The 14,472-nt window shown below is 32.5% G+C and carries 13 protein-coding genes; 10 read left to right on the forward strand and 3 right to left on the reverse strand.

Features of this window, described 5'->3' with window-relative positions:
• The first annotated feature begins 61 nt into the window (after positions 1-61).
• Positions 62-1,276 (forward strand): AAA family ATPase, encoded by a 1,215-nt coding sequence (locus ACUN3A_RS13225; protein WP_445551756.1) that lies wholly within the window; start codon positions 62-64, stop codon positions 1,274-1,276.
• 2 nt (positions 1,277-1,278) lie between these two features.
• Positions 1,279-1,884 (forward strand): RloB family protein, encoded by a 606-nt coding sequence (locus ACUN3A_RS13230; RefSeq protein ID WP_445551757.1) that lies wholly within the window; start codon positions 1,279-1,281, stop codon positions 1,882-1,884.
• Positions 1,885-1,936: 52 nt separating this feature from the next.
• Here the strand turns inward: ACUN3A_RS13230 and lysS are convergent, their stop codons facing one another.
• Positions 1,937-3,640, reverse strand: coding sequence for a lysine--tRNA ligase (lysS, locus tag ACUN3A_RS13235; protein WP_445551758.1), 1,704 nt, complete (start codon positions 3,638-3,640; stop codon positions 1,937-1,939).
• Between the two features lie 253 nt (positions 3,641-3,893).
• Between lysS and ACUN3A_RS13240 the strand changes: the two genes are divergently transcribed.
• Positions 3,894-4,652, forward strand: a complete 759-nt coding sequence (locus ACUN3A_RS13240; protein ID WP_445551759.1) for a hypothetical protein — start codon at positions 3,894-3,896, stop codon at positions 4,650-4,652.
• Between the two features lie 6 nt (positions 4,653-4,658).
• Positions 4,659-5,360, forward strand: coding sequence for a lipoyl(octanoyl) transferase LipB (gene lipB / locus ACUN3A_RS13245; RefSeq protein WP_445552839.1), 702 nt, complete (start codon positions 4,659-4,661; stop codon positions 5,358-5,360).
• A gap of 26 nt (positions 5,361-5,386) precedes the next feature.
• On the opposite strand, the gene ACUN3A_RS13250 is transcribed toward lipB, so the two are convergent.
• Positions 5,387-6,046, reverse strand: coding sequence for a ribonuclease HII (locus tag ACUN3A_RS13250; RefSeq protein WP_445552840.1), 660 nt, complete (start codon positions 6,044-6,046; stop codon positions 5,387-5,389).
• 349 nt (positions 6,047-6,395) lie between these two features.
• On the opposite strand from ACUN3A_RS13250, the gene ACUN3A_RS13255 reads away from it, so the two are divergent.
• The 4 genes from ACUN3A_RS13255 (at position 6,396) to ACUN3A_RS13270 (ending at position 10,571) form a co-directional block, all read left to right on the forward strand.
• A complete protein-coding gene (locus tag ACUN3A_RS13255; protein WP_445551760.1) occupies positions 6,396-8,354 on the forward strand; it encodes a putative porin in 1,959 nt (652 codons plus the stop codon).
• A gap of 66 nt (positions 8,355-8,420) precedes the next feature.
• Entirely contained in the window at positions 8,421-8,903 is a 483-nt protein-coding gene (locus ACUN3A_RS13260) for a 3'-5' exonuclease (RefSeq protein WP_445551761.1), read from the forward strand.
• A 117-nt stretch (positions 8,904-9,020) separates the two neighbouring features.
• Positions 9,021-10,292, forward strand: coding sequence for a DUF2851 family protein (locus tag ACUN3A_RS13265; protein ID WP_445551762.1), 1,272 nt, complete (start codon positions 9,021-9,023; stop codon positions 10,290-10,292).
• A 51-nt stretch (positions 10,293-10,343) separates the two neighbouring features.
• Positions 10,344-10,571: a PspC domain-containing protein gene (locus tag ACUN3A_RS13270; RefSeq protein WP_445551763.1), complete on the forward strand. Its 228-nt coding sequence runs from the start codon at positions 10,344-10,346 to the stop codon at positions 10,569-10,571.
• A gap of 74 nt (positions 10,572-10,645) precedes the next feature.
• Here ACUN3A_RS13270 and ACUN3A_RS13275 read toward each other — a convergent pair whose 3' ends face one another.
• The gene (locus ACUN3A_RS13275) at positions 10,646-12,124 is read right to left on the reverse strand and encodes an amino acid permease (RefSeq protein ID WP_445551764.1); all 1,479 of its coding nucleotides are present in this window, start codon (positions 12,122-12,124) and stop codon (positions 10,646-10,648) included.
• Positions 12,125-12,533: 409 nt separating this feature from the next.
• Here ACUN3A_RS13275 and ACUN3A_RS13280 point away from each other — a divergent pair, with 409 nt between their 5' ends.
• A complete protein-coding gene (locus ACUN3A_RS13280; protein ID WP_445551765.1) occupies positions 12,534-13,280 on the forward strand; it encodes a ComEA family DNA-binding protein in 747 nt (248 codons plus the stop codon).
• A 17-nt stretch (positions 13,281-13,297) separates the two neighbouring features.
• Positions 13,298-14,437, forward strand: coding sequence for an acyl-CoA dehydrogenase family protein (locus tag ACUN3A_RS13285; protein ID WP_445551766.1), 1,140 nt, complete (start codon positions 13,298-13,300; stop codon positions 14,435-14,437).
• The last annotated feature ends 35 nt before the right edge of the window (positions 14,438-14,472 follow it).

A 14,472-nucleotide genomic window follows, 5' to 3' on the forward strand; every position in this document is an offset into this window, starting at 1 on the left:
GTATTGTTGAATCAATTAAAGTGTATATTTGCAATATATTTACAAATTAAACCTTTAGCTAATGTTGTTAAACTTCAGAATAGCAAATTTCAGGTCAATCAATGAAATGGTCGAATTGTCTATGATTCCTAGTGATTTGAAAAATCCAGTCAACAGAATCATAAAGACAAATCCCAATGCAACAAAGAATAAAGATTATTATGGTCTTACTTCTGCGGCTATATATGGACCAAATGCAAGTGGAAAAAGTAATATTATTAGAGCTTTATATGAATTCAAAGAGTTTGTAAAAAATTCTACTGATAATAAGCCTAATGATTCCATTACATTGTTTAATCCGTTTAAACTTAATAAAAAAAATATTAATAAACCCTCATCTTTTTCAATTGATATATTAATTGATAATGTTTTGTATGTTTATTCTGTTGAGGTTTTTAGAAATGAAATCCTAAAAGAATCACTGTTGTTTTATCCGAAAGGAATGCAGGTAAAAGTGTTTGAGAGAAATCGTAAAGAATTTAGTAAAGGAAATGGTTATGAAGGAATTTTTGAGACGATAAAACAGCGTACAACAGAAAATCAGTTATTTTTGGGTAAAGTGGCTTTAGAGAACAATGTAATTGCTAGAAAAGTTTATTGGGAAATTGTACAATTACTTACACTTACAACTGATACTCTTCATTCCGATGATTTTAATAAAATAGAAAGTAGTTCTGTTTTTATGGATGATGAAATTTTGAAATTATCTAAATCATTGATTCAAAAGATTGATACCCAAGTTGTTGATTTTGAGGAGGAAAATGGAAAACTTAAGACCTTTCATTTGGATGCGAATGGAGAGAAGATAGAATTTGAGTTTGATGATGAGTCCTCTGGAACACAAAGAGTTATTGCATTTATTCCGTTGGTTTTTTTAACTTTAAGTTATGGAGGTGTATTTATTGTTGATGAATTTGAGAGAAGTTTACATCCTGAAATAGCGCAATATATTTTGAGTTTATTTAATGATCCAGAAGTGAATACAAAAGGTGCACAATTTATTTTTGCTACTCACGACACCACTTTATTAAGCCCGGAAAATAAATTAAGAAGGGATCAAATCAATTTGGTAGAGAAGAATGAAAAAGGCGAAACTGAAATGTTTGCAGTTTCAGATATAAAAGGAATTCGAGAAGGGAATTATGAAAAATGGTATTTAGAAGGACGATTGGGTGCAGTGCCTAGCATCGCTAGAGAAACTTTTAGACATGAATTAATTGATTTTATAAATTCATAATTATGGCTAAAAGACCTAATAATACTTTTAAAGCCAGAGCATTTAAAACTAAAGTTTTGATTCTTTGTGAAGGATTGACAGAGAAGAATTATTTTAATGCAATGAAAGAGGATTTTCGTTTGCCTAAAACTATTGGTGTGGATGTTTTTCAAAGTAATAAAGTAGATTGCAAAGGAGTTGTTGAAGAAGCAATAAAAAAAGCTAAACGAGATGGATTTGGTGAAATATTCGTCGTTTTCGATCATGATAATCAAGCAAAAAGAGATGAAGCTTTCAGGTTAGCATCAAGTAAAAATATAAAAGTAATTTTTTCAAGTATTTGTTTTGAGTCTTGGTATTTGTATCATTTCAAAAATTCGACTAAGGCATTTTCTTCAGAAGAAGTTTTGGAAAAAGAGTTAAAGAAATGTTCAGGAATGGAAAATTATGAGAAGAATGACTTTAAACATTATTCAATATTAAAAGATAAGTTGAGCATTGCTAAATCAAATACTGAAAATATTAGATTGTCTGTTATTGCAAATAATTATGGTGTTGAAATTTTTAATTTAAATCCATATACTAATGTTGATGAATTGGTACTATTTTTAGAAAATCAAAGAACATAAAAAAGGAGCTTCAAATTTGAAGCTCCTTTAAAATATTAGATAGAATAGAAAATTACTCTATTAATTCTACAATTTTATATTCCCCTTCAACAGCCACTTTAGTCAAGCCATTTTTAGACAAGCCTTTCATAGCAGCATCCCATTTTTTACCGCTTAAATTCGCAGTAATTTTTAATTGTTGAAGATCCATTTTATTTTCATTACCTTTTAATAAATCTACGATAAATTTCTCTTCATCAGTCAATTCAATTTGAGATTTTTTGGTTTCAGGTCTCATCTGAGGGAAAAACAACACTTCCTGAATAGAAGCATTATTAGTCAAGAACATCATCAAACGATCCATTCCAATTCCTAAACCAGAAGTTGGAGGCATACCGTATTCCAAAGCTCTCAAGAAATCCTCATCAATTGTTCCGTTCGCTTCATCATCACCTTTTTCAGCCAAACGCATTTGGTCTTCAAAACGGGCTCTTTGGTCAATTGGGTCATTCAATTCAGAGTAAGCATTTGCAACCTCTTTACCACAAACCATCAATTCGAAACGTTCTGTCAATTCTGGATTGTCACGGTGTTCTTTACAAAGCGGAGACATTTCTTTTGGATAATCAGTAATGAATGTTGGCTGAATATAATTCCCTTCGCATTTCGCTCCAAAAATCTCATCAATCAATTTTCCTTTACCCATTGTATTGTCCACGTCAATTCCCATACCTTTGGCAGCTTCAAAAAGTTCCGCTTCACTTTTGCCAGAAATATCAAAACCAGTAAAATGTTTGATAGAATCTGTCATTGTAACACGAGCATAAGGCGCTTTGAAGTTGATTTTATGCTCCCCAAAAGTAGCCTCACTCGTTCCGTTTACACCAATAGCACAATGCTCTAGCAAACGCTCCGTAAATTCCATCATCCAGTTGTAGTCTTTGTAGGCTACATATATTTCCATAGCGGTAAATTCTGGGTTGTGTGTTCTGTCCATTCCTTCGTTACGGAAGTTTTTCGAAAACTCATAAACCCCATCAAAACCACCAACAATCAATCTTTTTAAATACAATTCATTCGCAATACGCATGTACAACGGAATGTCCAATGAGTTATGGTGTGTAATAAACGGACGAGCCGCAGCTCCACCAGGAATCGATTGTAAAACAGGAGTTTCTACTTCTAGATATCCCGCTTCATTAAAGAAACCACGCATTGCATTGAATAATTTGGTACGCTTGATAAAAGTCTCTTTTACGTTTTGGTTCACTGTCAAATCCACATAACGCATTCTGTAACGCAATTCAGCATCGTTAAAAGCATCGTGAACTTTTCCGTCTTCATCCACTTTTGGTAATGGTAACGGACGCAACGTTTTACTCAAGAAAGTAAAGCCACTCACACGAATACATTTCGCACCAACTTGTGTCGTAAACAATTCACCTTCAATACCAATAAAATCACCTAAATCGGTCAATTTTTTGAATACCTGATTGTACAGAGTTTTATCATCGCCTTCACACAAAACATCGCGATTCACGTACAATTGAATACGGCCTTCGCTATCTTGTAATTCAGCAAAACAAGCTTTTCCTTGATCTCTCACACTCATCAAACGCCCGGCAACAATCACCTTTTTACCTTCTTCAAAAGACTCCTTTATTTGCTTCGAAGTATGATTTACAGGAAAAAGATTAGCAGGATAAGGATTGATTCCTAAATTACGTAAAGATTGAAGTTTTTCTCTTCGGATGATTTCTTGTTCTGATAAGGCCATTATATACTGTTTTTTAAGTGCGCAAAGATAACAAATAGATTGCAGATTTCAGAATGCAGTTTTTAGATTTTTTGGAGCAGGAATTTTGGTCTTTTCATCACCACTCCACCTGCTGTCCACTATATCTTTTATGGCGAACCCCGCCATAAAAGGATGCCGTTTCCATCAGGGCTAGGCGAGAAATTTTTCTTTCCAAATTAGGAAGAATAGAATTAAACCAGACTTTGTATCTTTGAAAAAAATCTACAGCATAATGAAATCAAAATTTTTATTGCTTTTTACCTTCTTATTTCTATTGGTGAGTTGTAATTTTACTGAGAATATCGATGTTCAAGCTGATGGAACTGGAAAGTTCTCATTGGAAATTGATGGGTCAGGTTTTATGGCTATGGCAGGAGATCAGGCTTTACAAGGAATGAATGCAAAGAAAGATACGAAGAGTATCGATTCTACTTTTTCGTTCAAACAAATTTTTGAAAAAAATAAGGACAGTATAGCTAAGTTATCTGTAGAGCAGCAAACTGCTCTAAAAAAGTTGGAAAACGTTTTGATAAATATAAAAATGAATTCAGAAACCAAGCAATTGTTGCTTTCTATGAATCTGCCATTTAAAAGCGTAAATGAATTAGATGGTTTGATGGAAAATATGAGTTCTTTAAAAAATTTAAAAGGGAAATCAGATAAGAAAGACAATCCTGTTGCTATGATTAGTGGTATGAGTAACAGTAATGCGAAACTAAGTTTTAATTATAATGGTAAAAAATTTAGTAGAATAGTGATTATGCCAAAAGATCAGATTAAAAAAATAACAGCAGATTCGCTTGGGATGGCAAAAATGTTTTTTGCTTCATCTAAATATACTTTGAAATATCATTTTCCTAAGGTTGTTAAATCGGTTTCTAATCCTGATGCCATGTTTAGTGCCGACAGAAAAACGATTACAGTGGAATATCCTTTTATGGATTATTCTGAAAATCCAGAGAAATTAAATCTTAATGTAGTTTTTGAATAAACGATGATGAATAAAAAAATACAACTTCAAGATTTAGGAAACAAAGACTATAAAGAAACTTGGGAATACCAAGAAGAATTATTCAAAGGTATTGTTGATTTAAAAATCCAAAATAGGAGAGAAGAAACTCAGATTCCAACGCCTAATTATTTTCTTTTCGTTGAGCATCCGCATGTATATACGCTAGGGAAAAGCGGAGATTTTGAAAATCTGTTATTGTCCGAAAAACAACTCGAAGCAAAAGGAGCTACTTTCTATAAAATCAATCGTGGAGGGGATATAACCTATCATGGACCTGGACAAATTGTAGGATATCCTATTCTGGATTTGGAGAATTTCTTTTCGGATATACACAAATATTTGCGTTTTTTAGAAGAAGCTATCATCTTAACTTTAGCAGAATATGGTGTTGAATCTGGACGAAGTGATGGTGAAACTGGAGTGTGGCTTGGTGCCGGAACTCCGTTTGCCCGAAAAATTTGTGCCATGGGTGTTCGCGCATCACGTTGGGTAACCATGCACGGATTTGCTTTAAACGTCAATGTTGATCTGGGTTATTTTGATAACATCATTCCGTGTGGAATTCGTGGTAAAGCGGTTACTTCGCTACATGTTGAACTAGGAGTAGAAAAAGTAGATGAAGCTGAAGTGAAAGCCAAAATAGTAAAACATTTATCTGATTTATTTGAATGTTCGATTATTGGATAACTCGGAAAATCTAACAATCCAAAAGTCTATAAATCCAATTTTAGCTGTTCAGGTAAAAGTCTGAAACTCATTCGGTGGTATTTGGTAGGACCATATTTTTTAATGGCTTCGCGATGTTCTTTTGTTGGGTAACCTTTGTTTTTTTTCCAATTGTACATCGGGAATTCTTCGTGAATTTTATCCATATATTCATCACGATAGGTTTTTGCCAAAACAGAAGCTGCGGCAATACTTAAATATTTTGAATCTCCTTTTATGATACTTTGATTGGGAATCGATTTCAGTAATTCAATTTCTTTTATTGTAAATTTTTTTCCAAATTGATGTTTCAAACCTAATTTGGCATTCAATGCTCTATTGCCATCAACGATTATATATTCGGGAATTGTGTTTAATTTCAATATGCATTCCTGCATTCCTTTCATCGATGCGTTGAGGATATTGATTTCGTCAATTTCATTCGGATGCAAATGCGTTACTGCATACGTGAGCGCTTGAGCTTCAATAATAGGTTTTAGTTTTTCTCTAATTTTTTCGGATAGTTGCTTGCTGTCGTTTAGAATGCTGTTTTCAAAATCTGTTGGTAAAATGACAGCTGCAGCAGTTACTGGACCTGCGAGACAGCCGCGTCCGGCTTCGTCGGTGCCGGTTTCGAGCAGGAAAGTGGAGAAATTCTTTTGAAGCATAATTAAATCTTTTCTGTTGGCAAATATTGTGATTTTTTCTTGATTTTTTGTGAAGTGAATGGTTTTTGGAGAAATTAGCGGTATGGTCATGCTGCTTTTGGTTGTTGTGACCGCGAGAAGGATAGCAGCAAACTACCGAAGTAGTGCGTATAGCCTGACAGCATCCTGATGAATGGGCGTATATGCGCAAAGTGGATTGGCCCATTTATTAGGATGGTGGCTCGCCCAGATTATTTTGAAATTGGAAGTTGTGGTTTATAAATTAAAGTGTTTTTTTATTTATACGTTTTTATCCTTTACCTTTGCTGGATATATCTATAAAATATTTGCCTAATTATAATCGTTTAAAATGAGGATTTTCTTTTCTTTAATTTTTTTGGCTTTTCCAATTCTGCTATTTTCTCAAGTAAATAGTGCTAAAGAAATTGATTATAACAGTAAATATAATTCTTCGGATTCCATAAAGAAGAAAAAAGCGCCTGAAGCAACTTATGATATGTATCAAATTATTACGCTAAGCCGTGATACAACTTATATTGATACTACACAGTCTATTAGAAAAGCGTATAGTCATAATTATTTGAGGAAAGATAATTTTGGACTTTTAGAGTTTCCTAATATCGGACAAGCCTACAATACTTTGCAATATGGATTAAACGGTTTTTCGCCTTATCCTGGATTTGGTTTTACGGCTAAGCAATTTAATTATGCAAAAGCCGAAGATATTAGATACGCTAATGTGGCTACTCCAGTTACTGAATTGTATTTTAAATCAACGATTCGAAGAGGACAATCTGCTGATTCTTATTTTTCATTAAATGTTACTCCAAGACTTAATTTTTCTATTGCTTATAAGGCATTGCGCTCGGAGGGAAGATACATCAATCAACAGGTTAAAGCAGGGAATTTTAGATTTACAACGAGTTATAATTCTAAAGATGAACGCTATATTGCTAATATGCACTATACATCGCAGAAGCTTGATAGTGAAGAAAATGGTGGGGTTAGTAATATTAATGATTTTAAAAGTGGAGATCCTTTATTTGATAATAGGGAACGATTAAGTGTTTATTTTGAAGATGCGAGTTCAGTATTTAAAGGAGGTCGTGTTTTTTTAGATCAGACTTTTAGAATTAATCCCGTAAAAGGAGCGAATAATTTATATGTTTCACAGCAGTTTAGCTATGAAGAAATGTTTTATAATTACAAGCAACAAACCATTGGTTCTGCTGTGGGTGGGCTGTTGGTAAATCGTTTTGGAGATTCTTTTGTAACTAATGATCTTAATGACCTTACGCAATACAATAAGATGTACAACAAGGTTGGATTAGTGTATGAAAATATGACTTTGGGTTCTTTTACTTTCTTTGTTGATGATGTACACTCCAATTATTTTTATAATAATGTTTTGTATTTGGATAATGGAAATACGATTGGTAATTTGTTAAAACAAAAAATTAATACGGTTGGCGGGCAATACAATTATCGTAAAGACAAATGGAATGGTAAAATTCTATATTCAAAATCGGTTACAGATCAGAATTTATTTAATTTAGACGCATCTGCAGTATATGACTGGGATGATGAAAATCAAATTTCATTTCGTTATCAAACAATGAACAAGCTGCCTAATAACAACTACAATTTGTTGCAAAGTAGTTATAAAAGATACAACTGGTCAAATGACTTTGTGAATGAAAAAATAAATTCGATTAGTGTTAATGCTGATACCAAATGGGTTGCGTTATCTGTGCAGCTGAATTCATTAAATGACCATTTATATTTTGCCGATATTACTACTGCTGCAGAGAGAAAAGATAGTATGCAAATTGTAGCGCCTAGGCAATATAATAAAGCAATTAATTATGCTTCGCTAAAGATTGCTAGAGAATTTGTAGTTGGTAAATTTGCTTTGGATAATACTTTATTGTTTCAAAAAGTGGATCAGTCGGATGCAATTTTAAATGTTCCCGAATTTGTAACTAGAAATACATTGTATTATACTGATTCTATGTTTAGCAAGAAATTGTTTTTTCAAACAGGTATTGAATTGAATTATTTCACAAGTTATTTTACCAATAATTACAACCCTGTTATTGGAGAGTTTTTTGTTCAGGATAGGGTCAAAATTGGTAATGCTCCTCTTCTTGATTATTTTGTAAATGTCAAAATTCAGCGCACCAGACTTTATTTAAAGGCTGAACATTTTAACTCTTTGTTTTCAAAAAACAATTATTTTTCAGATGCCAATAATCCATATCGTGATTTCTTAATTCGTTTTGGATTAGTTTGGAATTTCTTTAATTAATTTGATTACAACGCAAATTATAAAGTTTTAAACCTCAAATTTTAATTTGCAAATTTAAAGACAGCTATGACTTTTACCGCTATAGATTTTGAAACTGCAACTGCTTACCATCCTTGTTCGGTTGGAATTGTAACTGTAGAAAATGGTGTGATTGTAGATAAGTTTGTTACTTTAATCAAGCCTCCAAACAATGTATACAATCCTTATACTATTCGGGTGCATGGCATTTATCCGAGAGATACTGCAAATGCTAAAACCTTTTTAGAAGTTTTTCCTGAAATTAAAAAAAGACTTCAAAACAGAGTTGTAGTTGCGCATAATGAAAGTTTCGATAGAAATGTTTTATCTAAATCTATGGCGCTTTACGGGCTGAATTACGAGGATTTGAATATTGGTTCTCGTTGGGAATGCACCGTAAAAATATACAAATCCAAAGGTTTGAAACCAACAACTTTAAGCGACTGCTGTAAAGCAATGAAGATCGAACTCAATCATCATGAAGCTTTATCGGATGCGATTGCTTGTGCAAAATTGTATTTACTTAGATAGTATTTTGTTTTATTTGTAGTAATTGTATTCTTTTTTAATTTTTGTAGGTTAATTTTTCTTTTTTTTATTACTTTAGATTGTTAGACAGGCGTCTAATAATTCTAAAGACAGAAAAACATGAAAGAAGATTTTCTCCATTATCTCTGGAAGTTCAAAAAGTTTGATACTTTACATCTAAAAACATGCAATCAAGAGGAAATCACGATCAGTAATGTAGGACAGTATTTAGAATTGGCTGGTCCCGATTTTTTCAATGCACAAATTACAATTGGAAATCAAAAATGGGCAGGAAATGTCGAAATTCACCTAAAGTCATCTGATTGGTATGTACATCATCATGAGAAAGATGCTGGTTATGAAAATGTAATTCTACATGTCGTTTGGGAACATGATTCAGAAATTTTTAGAAGTGATAATTCAGAGATTCCTGTTTTGGAACTAAAAAATTATATTAGTTCGACGACCCTAAATAACTATCAAAAACTAGTTACTCCTAAATCTTGGATTTTTTGCGAAAAGCAATTAAAAGAGATTCCAGAATTCACTTTAAATAATTGGAAAGAGCGATTGTTTTTTGAGCGCCTAGAAAGAAAATCAAAACCAATATTAGAATTATTAGAGAGTACAAACAACGATTGGGAAACCGTTTTGTTTTGTCATCTAGCTAAAAATTTCGGATTGAATACTAATGGTGAAACGTTTCTTAAAATTGCTAAATCTATACCGTTTTCAGTAATTCGAAAAGAATGTTTTGAAGTCGAAAATCTCGAAGCTTTATTATTTGGAGCAGCTGGATTATTGGATGCTGAGAAAGAGGATACTTATTTTAAAGATTTGAAATTTAGGTATTTTTATTTGCTTCATAAATATCAAATTGAAAAAAACTTTATAGAACCGGTACAGTTTTTTAAGCATAGACCTGATAATTTTCCAACGATTCGGCTTTCACAATTGGCTAACTTATTTCATAAACAGCAAAATCTATTTTCGAAAATAAACGGCTTAAATGTAGTTGATAGCATTTATGAAATTTTTAATGTTTCGGTTACACCGTATTGGGAAACCCATTATCAATTCGATAAAGAAAGTCCTAAGAAAAAGAAACAATTATCTAAGTCTTTTATCGATTTGTTGATTTTGAATACTATTATTCCGCTTCAATTTGCCTATGCAAAAAGTATGGGTAAAGAGGCCTCAGAAGATTTAATAACTGTTTTAAATGATGTAGAACCCGAAAACAATTCGATAGTTGAAAAATTCAGTTCATTTGGAATAAAAGCCAAAAATGCATTTGAAACACAATCATTATTAGAACTCAAAAACGAGTATTGTAATAAGAGTAAGTGCTTAGATTGCGCTATCGGAATGGAGTTATTAAAAAATTATTGATTTGTTAAATTATAAATTTTGTAGTTTTGTTTAAATAAATAGCTCAAAATTATGCGTGCAGTAATACGATTGAAGTTCTTTTTAGAAAAGTACGGCTTTCATGTGTCATCCCGATTGGCAGATAAAATGGGAATGCGCGTGACAAACGTTCGCTTGTTTTTTATTTATATTTCTTTTGTAACTGCTGGTTTAGGATTTGGAGTTTATCTGACTTTGGCTTTTTGGATTAAGTTGAAAGATTTAGTAAGAGCCAAACGAACTTCTGTTTTTGATTTGTAAAAAATTATTAGAATAAAAAAAAGGATTATAAAGTATTGTTACTCTATAATCCTTTTTTGATTTATAGGGAAAAATTATTTTTCTGGATTGTTTAGTACACTGTGTTTCTTACCATAAGAAAAATAGAATATTACTCCAAGTGCCATCCAGGCAAAAAGTCTTAACCAGTTTGTCCAGCCTAAGCCATACATCATCGCAAAACATACTGCAACGCCTAATAATGGAACAAAAGGAACCCATGGAGTTTTGAATTCGCGAATCATATTAGGTTCTTTTTTTCTTAAAATAATTACCGAAATACAAACTAATACAAAGGCAAATAAAGTTCCTATACTGGTCATGTCACCCACGATGTCTCCAGGAATGAATGCGGCAAATGAACCTACGATTATCAATATCGCTATGTTAGCTTTATAAGGTGTTTTATATTTTGAGTGTAATGTACTAAATGATTTAGGAAGTAAACCATCTTTACCCATTGAGTAAAAAACTCTTGATTGTCCCAATAACATTACTAATATAACAGAAGAAAATCCTGCAAGAATTGCTACAGTTACAAATTGACCTAACCATTCGTAATTAGCTCCCATTGCATTTTTAATAGCTAATGCTACTGAAGCTTCTTTTCCTTCTGTTCTGAAAAATTCTACCGGTTCAAGACCAGTTAAAACATGAGCAAAAAGAATATATAAAACGGTACATACGGCTAGTGATCCTAATATTCCAATTGGCATATTTTTCTTTGGGTTTTTTGTTTCCTGAGCTGCTGTACTTACAGCATCAAAACCAATAAAGGCAAAGAAAACAGTTCCAGCTGCTCCTAAGATTCCCATAATTCCTCCATAACTATGACCAACTCCATGCTCATCTGTAAAGATTGAAGGTTGTGGAATATAAGGTGTATGATTTGCAGGATTAACAAAATTCCAACCGATAACTATAATTAAGATTACAATAATTACTTTAACAACTACGATTATCCCATTAACAAAAGCTGATTCTTGAATTCCTTTTATTAAAAGTAAGCTAATAATACCAACTATAAATAAAGCAGGTAAATTGATTATTCCACTCACTCCTTCTGCTGAAGTTTGAAACGGCGAATGTGAGTATTCAAATGGAATTGGACTCACATGTAAAACATTGACCAGTAAATTATTCAGATATTCACTCCAAGCGATTCCTACCGTAGCAGCACCAACTGCATATTCAAGTATTAAATCCCAACCAATAATCCATGCTAAAAATTCACCCATAGTGGCATAAGTGTAGGTATATGCACTTCCGGAGATTGGAATAGAAGAAGATAGTTCAGCATAGCATAATCCAGCTAAAGCGCAACCAACGGCAGCAACAATAAAAGCTATAGTTACAGATGGACCTGCATTTTGTGCTGCAGCTGTAGCCGTTCTTACAAATAGTCCAGCACCGATAATAGCACCTATACCTAATGCAATTAAGGACCAAGCAGTTAATGTTCTTTTTAATCCTTTTTCAGAATCTGCGGCTTCAGCTAATAGTTGTGCCAGCGGTTTTCTTTTCCAAATAGACATATTATATTTAGGTTAATTGTTATTAAGCTTCAAATGTATCGTTTTTTGTAAATAATAAAAACAATTATCTCCTTTTAAGTTATAAAATCTTCAAAACTTTAAAGATAATGGTGCAAATTGCGCTGTATGCCAAGAAATTCGTTATAATAAATTGTTTTTAAAGATAAAATAAATAATTATCAATGAGGGTAGATATTTGATAATTTTCTTAATAAAATGATTTTTTTTAGCTTAATTTAGATTCTGGATGAGAATAATAAATGTTTTAAAAATGAATTTTAGAGTGCAAACAAGATATTTTAAATTTACTAATCAGCAAAGAACAGGACTCTTCTTGTTTTTTGGAATTATTATTGTTTTGCAATTGGTTTATTTTTTTATTGATTTCAATCCAATTCGAGAAAATAATTTGGATAAGCAACAGTGGTTGTCTTTGCAGGCTGAAGTTGATTCGTTAAAAATAGAAAAATCTAATGAAAGACCTAAGAGGTATCCATTTAATCCAAATTTTATTTCTGACTATAAAGGATATAAATTAGGAATGACTGTTGAAGAAATTGACCGGCTTCTGGCTTTTAGGAAAGAGAATAAATATGTTAATTCCGCTAAAGAGTTTCAAAACGTAACCAAAGTTTCAGATTCACTTTTGAATGCTATTGCTCCCTTTTTTAAATTTCCAGATTGGGTGAATCATAAAAAGGAGAATAATCACTATAAAGATTTTTCAAAATCGGCTTTCGCTAAAAAGGAAAAGATAGCTGTGATGGATATTAACCAAGCTACTCAACAAGATTTAATTAAGGTTAATGGAATAGGAGAGATAATATCGCTTAGGATTTTAACCCAAAAAGATAAATTGGGTGGATTTGTATCGATGGAACAATTGAAAGACGTTTGGGGAGTATCTCCAGAAGTAATTCTAAATTTAAACAAGCACTTTGTTGTTGCCAAACTCCCTAATTTAAGCAAAATCGATATTAATAATGCTTCTTTAAAAGAACTTTCTCAGTTTTTTTATTTTAAATATGATCTTGCTAGACAGATTGTAAAATATAGAAGTATGAATGGTGATTTTAAAAACATTGATGATTTGATAAAGATTAACGGTTTTCCTGTTGATAAAGCAAGTTTTATTACCTTATATTTGAGCTTTTAATGTTAATGATAGCTACGATGAATTTTGATTATAACGAAACACAATCTTTAATAGCGCAATCTATAAAGGATTTTGCAGAGAAAAACATAAGACCTTATATAATGGAATGGGATGAGGCCCAAATTTTTCCAACTGAATTATTTAAAAAATTAGGGGAAATGGGTTTTATGGGAGTTTTAGTTCCAACTGAATTAGGTGGATCTGGATTAGGTTATCATGAATATATTACTGTTGTAGAGGAAATTTCAAAAGTAGATCCTTCTATTGGATTATCAGTTGCAGCTCACAATTCTTTATGTACCAATCATATTTTAACTTTTGGAAACGAAGAACAAAAGAAAAAATGGATTCCAAAATTAGCTACAGCCGAGCATATAGGCGCATGGGGTTTAACCGAACATAACACAGGTTCTGATGCTGGTGGAATGAATACAACAGCTGTTCGTGATGGAGATTTTTGGGTTGTAAATGGCGCTAAAAACTTTATTACTCACGCTATTTCTGGAGATATCGCGGTAGTAATTGTTCGTACTGGCAAAAAAGGAGATTCAAAAGGAATGACTGCATTTGTCTTTGAAAAAGGAATGCCAGGATTTACTTCAGGAAAAAAAGAAAATAAATTAGGAATGCGTGCCAGCGAAACAGCTGAATTAATTTTTGATAATTGCCGTGTTCCAGATGCTAATAGATTGGGTGAAGTTGGGCAAGGATTTGTTCAGGCTATGAAAATCTTGGATGGAGGCCGAATTTCAATTGGAGCTTTGTCTTTGGGAATTGCCAAGGGAGCTTATGAAGCAGCTTTGAAATATTCTAAAGAAAGACATCAATTTGGGAAACCTATATCAGATTTTCAAGCAATTTCGTTTAAACTAGCCGATATGGCTACCGAAATTGAAGCATCGGAATTGTTGTTGCATAAAGCAGCTTTTCTTAAAGAAAAACACAGGCCTGTAACTACATTAGGAGCAATGGCAAAAATGTATTCTTCTGAAGTTTGTGTAAAAGTTGCCAATGATGCTGTTCAAATACATGGGGGTTATGGATATACCAAAGATTATCCAGTAGAAAAATTCTATAGAGATTCAAAATTATGCACCATAGGCGAGGGTACTACCGAAATTCAGAAACTTGTAATTTCAAGGAATTTATTAAAGTAAATAGTTGGGCGTGCCACCATACTAATAAAGGGGCA

The organism is Flavobacterium sp. WC2509, from assembly GCF_052683105.1.